Raw genomic sequence first — 14,345 nt, forward strand, 5'->3', positions numbered from 1 at the left:
CAAGGGACGCGCGGCCCTCGTGCTGACGCCGCGCTCGACCGAGGAGGTCGCGGCAATCGTCAGGCTCGCCTACGAGACAGGGACGCCAATCGTCCCGCAGGGCGGCAACACCGGCCTCGTCGGCGGCCAGACCCCGGACGCGAGCGGCGCCGCCATCCTGATCTCGACCCAGCGGCTCGACCGCATCCGCGAGGTCGACGCCGACGAGAACCTCATGGTCGTCGAGGCCGGCGTCACCCTGCAGCGCGCGCAGGACGCGGCGGCCGACGCCGGACGCCTCTTTCCCTTGAGCCTCGGTTCGGAAGGCACCTGCACGATCGGCGGCAACATCGCGACCAACGCCGGCGGCGTCGGCGTGGTGGCCTATGGCAACACGCGCGACCTCGTGCTCGGCGTCGAGGCGGTGCTGCCCGACGGGCGGATCTGGAACGGCCTCAGGCGCCTGAGGAAGGACAACACGGGCTACGATCTGAAACACCTCTTCATCGGCTCGGAGGGCACGCTCGGGATCGTCACGGCGGCCGTGCTGAAGCTGTTCCCGGCGGCGCGCGAGACCGCGACCGCGTTCGTGGCCGTGCCGACCCCGCACGCCGCGCTCGAGCTCTTCCGGCTCGCACGTGGTCGCGCCGGCCAGGCGCTCACCGGCTGCGAGCTGATGCCCCGCATCGGGCTCGAATTCGTCCTCGACCATATGGCCGACGCCCGCGACCCGCTCGCCGAGCCTTCGCCCTGGTACGTGCTGCTCGAACTTTCCTCGCCGCTCGAGGTCGGGCTCGCCGACACGATGGAGAAGATTCTCGAGACGGCCTTCGAGGACGGAACGGTGACGGACGCCGCGATCGCGGCGTCCATGGATCAGGCGCAGTCCTTCTGGCGGCTCAGGCTCGGCCTGTCGGAGGCGCAGGGCCACGCCGGCGGCTCGATCAAGCACGACGTCTCGACGCCGCTCTCCAAGGTCGCGGACTTCATCGTCGAGGCTTCAGCGGCCGTCGAAAAACACCTTCCGGGAAGTCGCGTCGTCGCCTTCGGCCATCTCGGCGACGGCAACATCCACTTCAACGTCAGCCAGCCAGTCGGCGCCGACAAGAAGGACTACCTCAAGGGCTGGGACGCGATGAACCGCATCGTCCACGACATCGTGGCCGACTATGGCGGCTCGATCGCGGCCGAGCACGGCGTCGGCCGGCTGAAGCGTGGCCTGCTGCCGGGCGTGAAGTCCGAGGTCGAGCTCGATCTGTTCCGGCAGGTCAAGCGCGCGCTCGACCCGAAGGGCCTGTTCAATCCGGGCGTCCTGTTTGAGGAAACCCGGGCTTAACGGCGACGCGGCCATGATCGGCGCGGTCCCCGCTTTCGGAGCCGCGCCATGTCCCGCGTCGTCGGCCGCCTCGCTTTCGCTTTCCTCCTCGCTCTCGCAGGACTTGCGCCGGCGGGCGCCGCCGACATGTCCGGCCGCGCTCCGGCCGCCGCTGTCGATGAGCGAAGCGATGTCGGCGCGGTCTGTCGCGGCCCCCGTGTCGAGGTCGCCCGGTACAAGGAGCAGATCTGCCAGCGCGGCGTCTCCGGCTACGCCTCCTGCCGCTGGGTCGACCGCGAGCACGAGGTGCATGTGCCGGCCGCCTGCGAGCCGCGCTACACGGTCGAGACCGCGCGGCCGGCCGACCGCGGCGCGTTCCCGCCGTTCCCGAGGGTCGTTCCCCGAGGCTGAAGGCGCGTCAGATCAGGCGCGGCTGGCCGGCCTCGGCCTCGCCGCGGCTGGGCGCCGGCTCCTGCACCTCCGGACCGTCATTGCCGGTCTGGTTGATCAGCGCGCCGATGGGCGACGTCTCGTAGGCCCCCTCCCGGGCGGGCTCCAGACACCGCATCGCGAGGCTGCCGCCGTCGACCCTGACGTCGAGCCAGGCGTCCCAATATTCGGGCGCGAGCACGGCCGGCATCCTGTCATGGATCGCCGAGACGTCGTCGCTCGCGGCGACGGTGAGGATCGCGAGCGCACGTCCCGCTGCCCTGTCGGCCCCCGGGACGCGCTCCCAGAGCCCCGCGAACATCATCGGAGACCGGTCGACCCTGCGAATAAGGTAGGGCTGCTTGAAGCGGCCGATCGCCTGCCATTCGTACCAGGCGTCCGCGGGCACGAGGCAGCGCCGGCTCTGCAGCGCCGAACGGAAGGCCGGCCGCTGCGAGGCGGTCTCGGTGCGCGCGTTGAACACAAGCGGCGACGGTTTGTCGGCCGTGGCGAAACTCGGGATCAGCCCCCACCGATAGGGCGTCAGAAGACGGCGCCCGTTCTCCACAGCGACCGCCTGGACCGTCTGTCCCGGAGAAATGTTATAGCGCGGGGGAAACTCGGTCGCCGCGACGGCGCGCATCAGCGCCGCCAGCGCTTCCCTCGAAGTCGTCAGGGCGTAACGTCCGCACATGATCGATGCCCCCGCATGCGGCGACGCGCGCCGCGCCCCGCCGGCCGCGTTTCCGCGGCGACGCGTGCTCGCACGGAGCCCGCGCCGCGATCAAGCGGTTTCGGACGCCGCGCCATGAGCGGGCCGGGAGAACGCGCCGGAGAGCGTCCGCTGCTCGCCGTGAGTCTCGCCTGCTTCCGCGACGGCGCGGTGCTGATCGCGCGGCGCGGCCGCGGCGCGAATCGCGGGCTCTGGTCGCTGCCGGGCGGGGGCGTCGAGTTCGGCGAGACGGCGGCTGAGGCCGCGCGCCGGGAGTTCTTCGAGGAGACCGGCGCCCAGGCCGAGATCCTCGGCCTGGCGGACATCGTCGAATCGATCGGCCGCGGTCCCGACGGCCGCGTCGAGCGCCACGCCGTGATCCTGGCCTTCGCGGGCCGGCTGACCGGGGGAGAGCCTGCTCCAACCGAGGAGGCCGAGGCGATCGCCTGGGTGTCGCCCGACGGGCTCGCGGCCTACGAGATGACGCCCGACCTCGCGCGCGTCGTGCGCCGCGCCGCGGAGCTTGCGGCGTGACGCGCCCCGCCGCCCGGGGACTTCTGCTCGCGCTCGCGCTGTCTCTCGCCGCCGCTCCGGTCGCTGCTCAGCAGCACATCGAGCGTCGGCCGCCGCGGCCCGTCCCCCCTCCGCCGCCGGCCGCCCCGCCTCCGCCGGCGCAGCCCGCCGCCCCCGACCCCAACGCGCCGCCGCCCTACGAGCCGCAGCTCACGCGCCTCGCCGAGGTTCTGGGCGCCCTGCATCATCTCAGAACCGTCTGCGGGGCCAAGGACGCCACGATCTGGCGCGACCGCATGGCGGCGCTGATCGAGGCCGACGCGCCGACGCCCGACCGCCGGGACCGGCTCGCCGGCGCGTTCAACGCCAGCTTCCGGACATGGGCGCGCAGCTATCGCAGCTGCACGCCGGCTGCCCAGCATGCGAGCAAGATGTTCCTCGAGGAAACGTCCCGGATCGCGACAGACGTCAGGGCCCGTTACGGTCCGTAAACACGATCGGTGGGGTTTTCCGCAATTGATTAACCCTTTCTTTGAGAATCGGCTTCTCGTCCCGCGGAAAGTCGTTACCGTCGTAGTGCGCAGATGGGAGGCTCCATGAGCCACGACGATTCCTCGACGACGGACGGGCAGACGGTCGACGGCCGCCGGCTGGCGCTCGCCTATCTGGACGAGGCGTGGGAGGACGCGCTGCTCGACGGCATCGCGCCCGACTGCGTCGCGCATGCGGCGCTGTTCGCGGCGCTGAAGGAGCTCGTGCTGTCCTTCGGCGAAGAGGCGACGGCGCGTTTCGCCGAAAAGCTGCCGGAACGGATCCGCTCGGGCGGCTACACCCTGCCCAGCCTGCCGCACTGAGGCGGCTCATCCGTCATGCCCGGGCTCGACCCGGGCATCCATCTCTCAAGCCAAAATGATGGATCGCCGGGTCAGGCCCGGCGATGACGGGCAGCGCAAAGGCGCGGGTCTGCTCAATACCCCAGCGCGACGCCGACCAGAACGACCACCCCGAAGATCACCAGGCCGCTGCCCGACAGCGTGTTGATGCGGCCGAGCCAGCGCTCGGCGATGCGCTCGCGGAGATGGCTGGCGCCTGTCGACAGCGCCGCCCACCACGCCGCGCTGCCGATCGCGACGCCTGCGGTCAGCAGCGCCGCCGCGCCGAAGTCGCCCGGATTCTCTCCGATTCCGGCGAGGCCGCCGAAGATCGCGAAGAAGCCGAGAAGCACCGCGGGGTTGGTGGCGGTGAGCACCAGCGAGGTCGCGGCCGCGCGGAACAGGGAGAGCTTGGTGTCGTCCTTCGGCGCCTCGGTCACGGAGGACGGCGCGTAGAGCAGCTTCATGCCGAAGGCGATCATCAGCGCCCCGCCCAGCACCTTGATGACCGCGAGATGGCCCTCCACGAAGGTCGAGATCGCGGTCACGCCGAAGGCGGCGGCCGCCGCGAACAGCACGTCGGCGACCCAGGCCCCGACGCCCGCAGCCATGGCGGAGGTCGGTCCGTTGCGGATCGCCCGGTGGATGCACATCACGTTCACGGGGCCGACGGGCGCGTTGACGCCGATGCCGATGGCAATCCCGGTCGCGACGAGCGAGACGTCCATCACGGCCGGCGTCTCCCTCGTATGTCTGGAAGCCCAGCGCGCCAAGTGGGGCCGGGCGCGTCGCCGGCAAGCGAAGCGCCGGGAGCTGAATGGAGAATCACGAACGGAGCGTGTCCAGGAACCGCACCGGCTCGCCCTGGCCCGGAGTCACGATCTCGCCGTCCCACATCACGCGCCGTCCCCGAATCATGGTTCCGACGGGCCAGCCGCGAACCTCGGTCCCGTCATAAGGCGTCCAGCGGCTCTTGGAGCCGATCCACGCATTCGTGATAGTCTCGCGGCGTTTCAGGTCGACGACGGTGAGGTCGGCGTCGTAGCCGACCGCGATCCGCCCCTTGCGCGCGATGCCGAAGATCCGCGACGGGCCCGCGCTCGTCAGGTCCACGAAGCGCGCGAGGCTGAGGCGGCCCGCCGCGACGTGGTCGAGCATGATCGGCACCAGCGTCTGGACGCCCGTCATGCCCGAGGGGCTGTCCGGGTAGGGCTTCGCCTTCTCCTCCAGCGTATGGGGCGCGTGGTCGGATCCCAGCACGTCGACCACGCCCTGCTCGAGGCCCCACCAGATCCCGGCGCGATGCGCGTCGTCGCGCACCGGCGGGTTCATCTGGGCGCGGGTCCCGAGCCGGGCGTAGGCGTCGGAACCGAGCGTGAGATGGTGGGGCGTGCACTCCACCGTCGCGACGTCCTTGAAGTCGGCGAGGAAGCGCATCTCCTCCGCGGTCGAGATGTGCAGCACATGGACCTTGGCGCCGTGGCGGCGCGCGATCGCCACCAGCCGCCGCGTGCATTTGAGGGCGGCTTCGGGATCGCGCCAGACAGGATGGCTCGACGGGTCGCCCGGGACGCGCAGCGACTTGCGATCGGAAAGCCGCGGCTCGTCCTCCGAATGGAACGACACGCGCCGGCGCGTCCGCGACAGGACCTCGGACACGCCCTCGTCGTCGGAGACCAGCAGAGAGCCGGTCGACGATCCCATGAAGATCTTGATGCCGGCGGCGCCCGGCAGGCGCTCGAGCTCAGCGACGTCGCGGGCGTTGTCATGGGTGCCGCCGACGAAGAAGGCGTGGTCGCAATGCATGCGGCCCTTCGCCCGGGCGAGCTTGTCGGCCAGCGCCTCGGCCGTGACGGTGAGAGGGTTGGTGTTCGGCATCTCGAACACCGCCGTCACGCCGCCCAGCACGGCGGCGCGGGAGCCGGATTCGAGGTCCTCCTTGTCTTCGGCGCCCGGCTCGCGGAAATGCACCTGGGTGTCGATCACGCCCGGCAGCAGATGCAGGCCCTGGCAGTCGATCCGCTCGCCGGCATGGGCGCGCGACAGGTCGCCGATCTCCGCGATCCGCCCGTCCCGCACGCCGAGGTCGGCGCGGCGTTCGCCGTCCTGATTGACGACCGAGCCGCCCGTCATCACGAGGTCGAAGGTTTCTGGCATCGGTGGGCGTCCCCGTCGAAGGATCGGCTTGAGGGCGGGCTCCGGCGTCGCTACCCTCGCGCGGGGCTGATGGCAACAAGGACGGGAGAAAGCCGATGCGCGGCGCTTTCCTCGAAGGCCGCGGCGTCCTGACGGTGACGGGCGCCGATGCGGGCCGCTTTCTCGACAATCTTCTGACCAATGACGTCAGCCGGCTGACGCCCGGCCGCGCCGCCTACGCCGCTTTGCTTACGCCCCAGGGCAAGATCATCATCGACATGCTGGTCTCGCGGATCGAGGGCGGCTTCAGGCTCGACGCGCCCGGCCATCTTTCCGCGGACCTCGCCCGCCGTCTCGCCCTCTACAAGCTCCGTTCAAAGATCGAGATCGCCGAGCTTGGCGACAAGGTCCGGGTGCTCGCCCTTTGGGGCGACGGCGAACTGCTGCCGCGCGGCGGACCGGAGCTCGTGATCGATCCGCGCCTGCCCGGCCTCGGAGGACGCGCCTATGTAGCGCCCGACGTGAAGATGCCCGAAGGCGTCGTCCCGGTCGGGCTTGAGGGCTATCGCGCGCACCGCATCGCGCTCGGCATGCCGCAGGGCGGGCTCGACTTCGTCTATGGCGAGGCGTTCCCGCACGAGGCCTGTCTCGACCAGCTCAACGGCATCGACTTCAAGAAGGGCTGCTATGTCGGCCAGGAGGTGGTGAGCCGCATGGAGCACCGCGGCACGGCCCGCACCCGGGTGACGCCGGTGCTGATCGACGGTCTTCCGCCGGAGATCGGGGCGGCGGTGACGGCGGGCGACCGCACCATAGGCCGCATGGGCTCGTCCTCGGAGGGACGCGGCCTCGCGCTGCTCAGGCTCGATCGCGCGGCGGAGGCTCGCGAGGCCGGCCAGCCGCTGATCGCCGGGGCCGCGATGCTGACCGTCGAGAGGGCTGCCTGGGCCCGCTACGCCTTTCCCGGCGAGACCGCCGCTTGAGCGACGCCGCTCCGTCCGGCGTCCTCAATCATTCAGACGGCCGTTGCCGGTGCCGCTGGTGCGGGACCGACCCACTCTACGTCGCCTATCACGACACGGATTGGGGCGTGCCGGAGCGCGACCCGCGGGCGCTCTACGAGAAGCTCGTGCTCGACGGCTTCCAGGCCGGCCTCGCCTGGATCACCATCCTCAGAAAGCGGGAGGCCTTCCGCGCCGCCTTCGAGGGCTTCCATCCGGAGACGGTCGCGGCCTATGGCGACAAGGAGATCGCCCGGCTGATGGGCGACGCCGGCATCGTGCGCTCGCGCGCCAAGATCGAGGGCGCGATCAAATCCGCCCGCGCCTATCTCGTCATGCGGGAACGAGGCGAGGATTTTTCCGACTATCTCTGGGGCTTCATCGGCGATCGGCCACTGGTCAACAGCTGGCGCGAGATCGGCCAGGTCCCGGCCTCGACGCCGGTCTCCGAGGCGCTCGCCAAGGACCTGAAGCGCCGCGGCTTCGCCTTCTGCGGCCCTGTCATCGTCTACGCGTTCATGCAGGCCGTCGGGATGATCAACGACCACATGGTCGACTGCTGGCGCCATGCGGAAGTGGCGAAGACGGCCTGATCAGCCCACCTTGCGGCGATGCATCGTCCAGCACGGGGTGAGTTCCCGCACCGTGAACTCCGCCGCGAGCGTAGAAGTGAACCAGGGCGCGATCGAGGTCACGGGCGCCTCGGCGAGCCTGCAGGTCGGCTCGAACACCGTGTCGGCGTCGGCGAGATAGTCGCTCGCCTGCTGGGGCGTCAGCGGCGTGATGGTGCGCCCGACGTCGTGGACCACCTTCGCGCCTTCCACGGGCTTCGCGCCGAGCGCGAGGCCGAACAGGTCGACATTGGTCAGCGTCATGACGCCGCCGAGGTCGCGCTCCCCGCCGAGCCGCGCGATCGCCGCGTCGACCGTCCGCCAGACCGCGAGATACTGGGTCAGCCGAAAGCCCTGCAGAATGCTGTCCTGGTTCGGGCCGAGGGCGCTCACGGCCTCCCGGCCATTGGTCCATAGCTTCTCGAGCGCCTCGGACTCGCGCCGCAGATCCTCCGGCACGACGAGATGCGGCATGAAGCGCGCCGTCCAGGGCTCCGCCGCCGTTGGCCCCTGCCGCTTGAGCAGGACGCCGCCCGCGGTCGCGACGACGGTGGCGACATAGACGCCGCCGGCCAGGGTGACGGCGGCTGTCGCGACGGGCGCGCTCAGCGGCGCGGTCCGCGCCGGCCGGAACAGGCCCGGCGCGAACAACAGGCCCAGCGCGCCTGTGGCTTCGAGGCCTCCGGTCGCCTGGCTCTCAGCGAACACCAGCGCTCCGAGCGCCGCGGCGAGCGCGACCGGGATGGCGACCGGGCGCGCCCGGTCGAAGAACGGTCCTCCAGATTGACGGAACGCGAGCAGTCGGTCCCAGACGAGCAGCGCGATCGCGGCCGCGACCAGCGCGAGCTCGACGAGATTCCGGAACACGAAGGAGGCGGCGAGATAGGGCGCGCGGCCGCCATTGACGCGGCTCATGGCCCGGATGTCGGCGAGATAGGCCCCGACCATCCCGGTCGCGGCTTCCACGGCGACGAGGACGAGAACGAAGGCCGCGACGCCGATCAGCGCCATCCGCCGAAAGCGCGCGTCCAAGCCCACGAGCACGATAAGCGGCGCGAACACAAGGCCGAAGAAGACGATCTTCAAAAAGAACGCGAACAGCAGCGCGTAGCCGATCAGCAGTCCGTCGACCCAGGCGGGCCGCGTCCCCGCCCGGAAGACCCAGGCGAGATAGATGATCGCGAACGCGGTCCCGAGCCGGTTGTAGCTGGCGTGGAACGAGATTCCGTAGAAGGCCGTGGGCAGCAGGTTGAACGGCAGCAGCGCCGCCGCCGAGGCGAGCGCGATCAGCGCCACGGCGGCAAGACGGCTCGGCAGCTGCGAGGCGGCGGCGATCAGCAACGGGACGAGCAGCGCGAAGCCGAAGAGCTGCGAGCCGATGAAGGGCGAGATCTGCGGAAGGAAACGCTCGGCCAGATAATAGCCGAGAAACGGCTCGGCCCCGGTCGGCAGCGAGAAATCGGCATGCGGCGTGGCGCCGGCCGCGATCCGGCGGGCGCCGTCGGCCAGAAACAACGCGTCATTGCCGATCGCGCCGGCCTGCAGCTCCGGGAACAGCGTCCAGTAGAGCAGATAGGACGCGGCCACGCCCAGGCAGGCGAGCGCCGTCATGACGACGCGGCCTTCAAGCGCAACGGGCCGGAACTGGGACTGGGCGACGGTGGACATCGCCGGCCAGCCTAGATCACGTCCGTTCGGAGCCGGTTAAGGCGATCGCAGACGCCGCGCGACGACTTACCGCACCGCGCGCCGGTCAGGATTGCGCCGAGCTAATCGACAGCCTCAGGTCGAGCCTTCGGCGACCTTGGCGCCATACTCCTCGATCGTCAGTTCGCCCGCCTCCTCCGCCGGCGACTTGTCGCGTTTCGGCAGATGCGGCTGCACGGCGTCGATGCGCTTCCATTCGGCGATCGGCTGTTTGCCTTCGGCGTCCGGGACATGCCGCGAGGTCTCGACGCGCGCATGCTTGTGGATGTAGCGGCCGCAATTGACGAAGGCGTCGGTGACCGCGACCCGCACCGCATAGGCCGCGCCGGGGAAGCTCGAGACCAGTTCGCCGCCGCGCACCAGCTCCGCCTCGCCCTGGACGCGCAGGCGGTGCGGCGTCTCGAAGTCGATGAACAGCATGCCAACCGACCGGTTCTCGGCGATGTTGCCGGCGGAGAGGAACATGCCGTTGCCGTCATAGCCGGGGAAGGCCAGCGTCTTCGGGTCCAGGGCGCGCACGAAGCCCTGGCCGCCGCCCTTGTAGGAGACGGTCGGCTTGCCTTCGGCGTCGACGGTCGCGAGGAAGAAGAAATCTCGCGAGCTGATGAAAGCCTGTTCCTCGGGCGCGAGCTCCTGGTGGATCAGCATGCTCTGCCAGAGGTCGGCGAGCCGGCGCGAATCGTGCTCGTCCTGAAGCGCGCGGTGGTCGGGCCCGTAGATCACGGTCATCGGCGTCCTCCGTACAATTGGCTTGGCGTTGTTTTGGGCGGCATGGTTCGGCCGCCCGCCAGAGACTGTCAAAGGCAAATGCCCGAAAGAACGCCGTCCGCGTCGGCCCCGAGCCGGCGATCCGCCCCAGCCCCGCGTCGCGCCTGGCAGCGCATGCTGTCGGGCCGCCGGCTCGACCTGCTCGACCCATCCCCGCTCGACGTCGAAATTGAGGACATCGCCCACGGGCTCGCCAGGGTCGCCCGCTGGAACGGCCAGACCATTGGGGCGCACATTTTCTCCGTCGCGCAGCACTCCTTGCTGGTCGAGGAGATCGTCAGCCGGCTGGAGCCCGCCGCCCCCTCGCCGCTCCGGCTGGCGGCCCTGCTGCACGACGCCCCGGAATATGTCATCGGCGACATCATCAGCCCGTTCAAGGCGGTGATCGGCGACCAATACCGCGCCGTCGAGAGCCGCCTGACCGCTGCGATCCGAGTGCGTTTCGGGTTACCATCCGAGCCGGGCGCGGCGGAGACGAAGCTCGTCAAGCGGGCCGACTCGACCGCCGCCTTCCTGGAGGCCACGCGGCTCGCGGGCTTCTCGCTCGGCGAGGCCCGTACCTTCTTCGGACGCCCGGACGGGACGCCCGCCGACGCCGACCTGACCCCCTGGCCGGCGAGTGTCGCGGAACGTCGATTCATCGAAAGATTCCAAACGCTCAGCGTTTGAACTTTCAGTGCGTTCCGACGGGCCTCACCCATATGGATCATGCGAACCGCGCGCACGTTTGTTATCGTTCGTTCGATGATCGCCGTATGTCCCATCACCCGCTTGAGAGAATGCGCCGAGCGATTCGGCGCGAGGCGGCTGCTGTCCCTCGTGACCGAGGACACGGAGATCGTAAGGCCCGAGCGAATCGCGGCCGCCGACCATCTGACGCTTTATTTCCACGACATCTCCGAGCCGCTTTGCGGCTACGTGCCGCCCTGCGAGCGGCATGTCGCGGAGGCGCTCGACTTCGCGGCGGCGGACGACCGGGCAATCCTGGTGCACTGCTATGCGGGCGTCAGCCGCTCGACGGCGGCCGCCTACGCCATCGCCTGCGCCCGCGAGCCGGAGCGCGACGAATTCGAGCTCGCCCGAACCCTGCGTTCGCTCAGCCCGACCGCGACCCCGAACCGTCTGATCGTGCGGCTCGCCGACGCCGCCCTCGGACGGCGGGGCCGGATGGTCGCTGCGGTCGAGGCGATCGGCCGCGGACGCGACGCCTTCGAGGGAGCGCCCTTCGCGCTCGTTCCCATGGTCTCCCCCGCGCGGGAACTGGTCGCGGTCTGACGGCTTCCTCCGCCGCTGGCCCGGGCCAAAACTTGCGCCGCCCGTCCATCCCCGGACGGGCGGCGTTTTTGCATTCCGGCGCCCAATCGGAAATCGTCACGCGTCGGCCGACGACGGCAGCGCGAACCGTCGAACGGCGACGGCGCTCTGCATGAGCTTTGGGCGACGCTCGAGGACACCGTGAACGAATCAGCCACTGTCGGGATCGGCCTGTCGGCCGCAGTCGTCGCGGTGGAGGGCGACGCGCCGGTCATTCTCGTCGCGCAGAGCGGAAACGGCCAGGCCGGCCTCCCTTCGGGCGCCTTCGACCCGGCGCGCCACCGCACGCTCGAGCTCGCGCTCAGGACCTCGATCGCCGAGCAGACCGCGCTCGACGTCGGCTATGTCGAGCAGCTCTACACCTTCGGCGACCGCGGCCGCGCCGTCGCGCCAAGCGCCCCGCACATGGTCTCGATCGGGTATCTGGCGCTCACCCGCCGCCCCCCGGGCGCGGCGCCGATGGAGGCCGGCGCCTCGTTCCGGCCCTGGTACCGCTACTTTCCATGGGAGGACTGGCGCCGCCGCCGCCCCGAGGTGCTCGACGCCGCGATTCTGCCGGCTCTCGGCCGCTGGACCGCGGAGGCGCCGGAGGCCGAGACCGGACGCGCGCTGCCGCGGCTCGCCCGGGCGCGGCTCTGCTTCGGCATGGACGGCAGCCCATGGGACGAGGAAAAGGTGCTCGACCGCTACGAACTGCTCTACGAGGCCGGCCTCTTGGAGGAGGCGCGCCGCGACGGCCGGCCCGCTGCGCTCGCGCGTGAAATTCTTCCGGCGCTCGGCGAACCGTTGCGTGACGACCACCGCCGCATCCTGGCGACCGCGATGGGGCGGCTGCGCGGCAAGCTGAAATACCGGCCGGTGGTGTTCGAGCTGATGCCGCCGCGCTTCACGCTGACGGCCCTGCAGCAGACTGTCGAGGCGGTCGCGGGCCGCAGGCTCCACAAGCAGAATTTCCGCCGGCTGGTCGAAGCCGCGGCGCTGGTCGAGCCGACCGGCGCGTCCGAGACCGCGACCGGCGGCCGTCCGGCGCAGCTCTATCGTTTCCGTCGCGAGGTGATCGAGGAGCGGCCGGCGCCGGGCCTGCGCTTCGGACGCGGCTGATCGCGTTGCGGCCGGGACGTCGCGGCGGCGCGCGCTATAACCCGCCTCCGAGGCGGCGAGCGCGCGATCAAGGATGACCGAAAAGCCCCTGCTTGTTCCGGGCGACACCTGCTGGCGGATCGAGCGCGCGAACCGCTTCGCGCTGATCGTCGACGCCGCCGAGTATTACCGGCGCGCCAAGCAGGCGATCCTCGACGCCGACCACCGCGTCATGCTGATCGGCTGGGACTTCGACTCAAGAATCGAGTTCGAGCCCGAAGGCGCGACCCTGGAGGGGCCGAACAGGCTCGGCCCGTTCCTGACCTGGATCGCCAGGCGCCGGCCCGAGCTGCAGATCTACCTGCTGAAGTGGGACCTCGGCGTGATCGAGTCGCTCGCGCGCGGCGAGACGCCCTACTACCTGCTGCAGTGGATGGCGCAGAAGAACATCCGCACCAAGCTCGACGGCGCGCATCCGCGGATGGCGGCCCATCACCAGAAGATCGTGGTGATCGACGACGCGCTCGCCTTCTGCGGCGGCATCGACATGACGCTCGGCCGCTGGGACACGCGCGAGCATCGCGACGACCACCCGTCGCGCCGCTCGCCCTGGGGCCGGCCGCTGCCGCCCTGGCACGACGCCACGACCTGCGTCGACGGGCCGGCGGCCAAGGCGCTCGGCGAGATCGGCCGCGAGCGCTGGCGCCGCGCGACCGGCGTGACGCTCGACCCGACGCCGCCCGTCGACGATCCCTGGCCGGACGATCTCGTCCCGACCCTGGCCGACGTCGACCTCGGAATCGCGCGGACGGTCGCGGCCTATGAGAACGAAGACCAGGTCAACGAGATCGAGGAGCTCTACCTCGCCGCGATCGCGCGAGCGAAGCGCTCCGTCTATGTCGAGAGCCAGTATTTCGCGAGCCGCGAGATCGCCGAGGCCGTGATCCGCCGCCTTCGAGAGCCGGACGGACCGGAGTTCGTGGTCGTCAATCCGGAATCGCAGGACGGATGGCTCGAGGAGTCCACCATGGGCGCGGCCCGGGCGCGGCTGCTCTCCCATGTAAAGCAGGCGGACACGCAGGGCCGCTTCCGCATCTACTGGCCCGCGACCGCCGCCGGCGTCGCGATCTACGTCCACGCCAAGGTCATGATCGTGGACGACGAGTTGCTCCGAATCGGTTCGTCGAACCTCAACAACCGGTCGATGGGCTTCGACACAGAATGCGACCTCGCGATCGAGGCCCGCGGAGACGCGCGGCTGAGCGCCGAGGTTCTGCGGGTGCGCCACGACCTGCTGGCCGAACATCTGGGCGCGACGCCCGAAGCGGTGGCCGCCAAGATCGAGGAGACCGGGTCGCTGATCGCCGCGATCGAGGCGCTGTCGAAGGACGGCCGGCGGCTCGTCCCGCTGCCGATCCGCGAGGTCGGCGAGTTCGAGGAGGCGCTGGCCGAGACCGACTTCGTCGACCCCGAGCGGCCGCCCGGGATCTGGCGGCGCGCCAAGCGACGCGTGAGGCGCACGGTGACGCGGCGAAAGAGATGACGCCGCCGCTTTGACCGCGGGCCGCGACGGCTTAACGTCGCGCTCCTTCGGCTCGGGGGCGCGCCACGTTCGACATCTGGACCCTTCTCGCCCTTCTGCTGCTCGCGATCCCGGTCGCGGCATTCGCGGGACTCGTTCTGGGCGTCCAGGCGCGCCGGCGGATCGAGCCGCTCGAGCGCAGGATCGTCGCGCTCGAGAGCGAGCTTGCGCGCCGCCCGGCGGCGCCCGGAGCTGAAACGAGCGCCCCGCCCGCGGCCGAATCCCCGGCCCCTCGACCCGAAGCCGCCTCTGCCGCGCCCCCGGCCGCCCCGCGGCCGGCGGCGCGTTCCGTCCCGCCGAGCCGCAAGCCCGAGCGAGCCGCCGAG

16 protein-coding genes are annotated in these 14,345 nt (G+C 70.7%); 11 read left to right on the forward strand and 5 right to left on the reverse strand.

Going from position 1 to position 14,345, the window contains the following annotated elements:
- Together EK403_RS06290 and EK403_RS06295 are read left to right on the forward strand one after the other, a co-directional pair.
- A partial coding sequence (locus EK403_RS06290) for an FAD-binding oxidoreductase (RefSeq protein WP_245479541.1) occupies positions 1–1,315 on the forward strand: 1,315 nt, incomplete at its 5' end.
- A 48-nt stretch (positions 1,316–1,363) separates the two neighbouring features.
- On the forward strand, positions 1,364–1,705 hold the full coding sequence (locus tag EK403_RS06295; protein WP_128776646.1) for a hypothetical protein: 342 nt from the start codon (positions 1,364–1,366) through the stop codon (positions 1,703–1,705).
- 7 nt (positions 1,706–1,712) lie between these two features.
- On the opposite strand, the gene EK403_RS06300 is transcribed toward EK403_RS06295, so the two are convergent.
- Positions 1,713–2,417, reverse strand: a complete 705-nt coding sequence (locus EK403_RS06300; protein ID WP_128776647.1) for an SOS response-associated peptidase — start codon at positions 2,415–2,417, stop codon at positions 1,713–1,715.
- A gap of 114 nt (positions 2,418–2,531) precedes the next feature.
- Here EK403_RS06300 and EK403_RS06305 point away from each other — a divergent pair, with 114 nt between their 5' ends.
- The 3 genes from EK403_RS06305 (at position 2,532) to EK403_RS06315 (ending at position 3,802) form a co-directional block, all read left to right on the forward strand.
- Positions 2,532–2,969, forward strand: coding sequence for an NUDIX hydrolase (locus EK403_RS06305; protein WP_128776648.1), 438 nt, complete (start codon positions 2,532–2,534; stop codon positions 2,967–2,969).
- Positions 2,966–3,439: a TIGR02301 family protein gene (locus tag EK403_RS06310; protein WP_245479542.1), complete on the forward strand. Its 474-nt coding sequence runs from the start codon at positions 2,966–2,968 to the stop codon at positions 3,437–3,439. Before EK403_RS06305 ends, EK403_RS06310 begins: the two co-directional genes overlap by 4 nt.
- A gap of 105 nt (positions 3,440–3,544) precedes the next feature.
- On the forward strand, positions 3,545–3,802 hold the full coding sequence (locus EK403_RS06315; RefSeq protein WP_128776649.1) for a hypothetical protein: 258 nt from the start codon (positions 3,545–3,547) through the stop codon (positions 3,800–3,802).
- Positions 3,803–3,915: 113 nt separating this feature from the next.
- Here EK403_RS06315 and EK403_RS06320 read toward each other — a convergent pair whose 3' ends face one another.
- Both EK403_RS06320 and EK403_RS06325 read right to left on the reverse strand, forming a co-directional pair.
- A complete protein-coding gene (locus EK403_RS06320) occupies positions 3,916–4,548 on the reverse strand; it encodes a LysE family translocator (protein ID WP_245479543.1) in 633 nt (210 codons plus the stop codon).
- A gap of 97 nt (positions 4,549–4,645) precedes the next feature.
- A complete protein-coding gene (locus tag EK403_RS06325) occupies positions 4,646–5,977 on the reverse strand; it encodes a dihydroorotase (protein ID WP_128776651.1) in 1,332 nt (443 codons plus the stop codon).
- Positions 5,978–6,072: 95 nt separating this feature from the next.
- On the opposite strand from EK403_RS06325, the gene ygfZ reads away from it, so the two are divergent.
- Positions 6,073–6,939 carry a CAF17-like 4Fe-4S cluster assembly/insertion protein YgfZ gene (ygfZ, locus tag EK403_RS06330; RefSeq protein WP_128776652.1) on the forward strand — a complete coding sequence of 289 codons (867 nt, stop codon included), beginning with the start codon at positions 6,073–6,075 and terminating at the stop codon, positions 6,937–6,939.
- Positions 6,936–7,550 (forward strand): DNA-3-methyladenine glycosylase I, encoded by a 615-nt coding sequence (locus tag EK403_RS06335; RefSeq protein ID WP_128776653.1) that lies wholly within the window; start codon positions 6,936–6,938, stop codon positions 7,548–7,550. Before ygfZ ends, EK403_RS06335 begins: the two co-directional genes overlap by 4 nt.
- On the opposite strand, the gene EK403_RS06340 is transcribed toward EK403_RS06335, so the two are convergent.
- Together EK403_RS06340 and EK403_RS06345 are read right to left on the reverse strand one after the other, a co-directional pair.
- Positions 7,551–9,236, reverse strand: a complete 1,686-nt coding sequence (locus EK403_RS06340) for a hypothetical protein (protein WP_128776654.1) — start codon at positions 9,234–9,236, stop codon at positions 7,551–7,553. It abuts the gene before it with no gap.
- A 114-nt stretch (positions 9,237–9,350) separates the two neighbouring features.
- Positions 9,351–10,004: a pyridoxamine 5'-phosphate oxidase family protein gene (locus EK403_RS06345; RefSeq protein WP_128776655.1), complete on the reverse strand. Its 654-nt coding sequence runs from the start codon at positions 10,002–10,004 to the stop codon at positions 9,351–9,353.
- A gap of 78 nt (positions 10,005–10,082) precedes the next feature.
- Between EK403_RS06345 and EK403_RS06350 the strand changes: the two genes are divergently transcribed.
- The 4 genes from EK403_RS06350 to EK403_RS06365 all read left to right on the forward strand — a co-directional run bounded on the left by EK403_RS06350 (position 10,083) and on the right by EK403_RS06365 (position 13,980).
- Complete coding sequence (locus tag EK403_RS06350; RefSeq protein WP_128776656.1) at positions 10,083–10,712, forward strand: HD domain-containing protein; 630 nt, start codon at positions 10,083–10,085, stop codon at positions 10,710–10,712.
- Between the two features lie 150 nt (positions 10,713–10,862).
- A complete protein-coding gene (locus EK403_RS06355; protein ID WP_342633775.1) occupies positions 10,863–11,318 on the forward strand; it encodes a tyrosine phosphatase family protein in 456 nt (151 codons plus the stop codon).
- Positions 11,319–11,498: 180 nt separating this feature from the next.
- Entirely contained in the window at positions 11,499–12,458 is a 960-nt protein-coding gene (locus EK403_RS06360; RefSeq protein ID WP_128776658.1) for an NUDIX hydrolase, read from the forward strand.
- Between the two features lie 73 nt (positions 12,459–12,531).
- On the forward strand, positions 12,532–13,980 hold the full coding sequence (locus EK403_RS06365; protein WP_128776659.1) for a phospholipase D-like domain-containing protein: 1,449 nt from the start codon (positions 12,532–12,534) through the stop codon (positions 13,978–13,980).
- The last annotated feature ends 365 nt before the right edge of the window (positions 13,981–14,345 follow it).

Source organism: Hansschlegelia zhihuaiae, from assembly GCF_004103825.1.
GTDB lineage: Bacteria > Pseudomonadota > Alphaproteobacteria > Rhizobiales > Methylopilaceae > Methylopila > Methylopila zhihuaiae.

Bases quoted from the DNA above. Each gene is read 5' to 3' on its own strand.
- EK403_RS06325 (WP_128776651.1), bottom strand. From the start codon at position 5,977: ATGCCAGAAACCTTCGACCTCGTGATGACGGGCGGCTCGGTCGTCAAT.
- EK403_RS06340 (WP_128776654.1), bottom strand. From the start codon at position 9,236: ATGTCCACCGTCGCCCAGTCCCAGTTCCGGCCCGTTGCGCTTGAAGGC.
- EK403_RS06345 (WP_128776655.1), bottom strand. From the start codon at position 10,004: ATGACCGTGATCTACGGGCCCGACCACCGCGCGCTTCAGGACGAGCAC.
- EK403_RS06350 (WP_128776656.1), top strand. From the start codon at position 10,083: ATGCCCGAAAGAACGCCGTCCGCGTCGGCCCCGAGCCGGCGATCCGCC.
- EK403_RS06300 (WP_128776647.1), bottom strand. From the start codon at position 2,417: ATGTGCGGACGTTACGCCCTGACGACTTCGAGGGAAGCGCTGGCGGCG.
- EK403_RS06365 (WP_128776659.1), top strand. From the start codon at position 12,532: ATGACCGAAAAGCCCCTGCTTGTTCCGGGCGACACCTGCTGGCGGATC.
- EK403_RS06295 (WP_128776646.1), top strand. From the start codon at position 1,364: ATGTCCCGCGTCGTCGGCCGCCTCGCTTTCGCTTTCCTCCTCGCTCTC.
- EK403_RS06315 (WP_128776649.1), top strand. From the start codon at position 3,545: ATGAGCCACGACGATTCCTCGACGACGGACGGGCAGACGGTCGACGGC.
- EK403_RS06305 (WP_128776648.1), top strand. From the start codon at position 2,532: ATGAGCGGGCCGGGAGAACGCGCCGGAGAGCGTCCGCTGCTCGCCGTG.
- ygfZ (WP_128776652.1), top strand. From the start codon at position 6,073: ATGCGCGGCGCTTTCCTCGAAGGCCGCGGCGTCCTGACGGTGACGGGC.
- EK403_RS06320 (WP_245479543.1), bottom strand. From the start codon at position 4,548: ATGGACGTCTCGCTCGTCGCGACCGGGATTGCCATCGGCATCGGCGTC.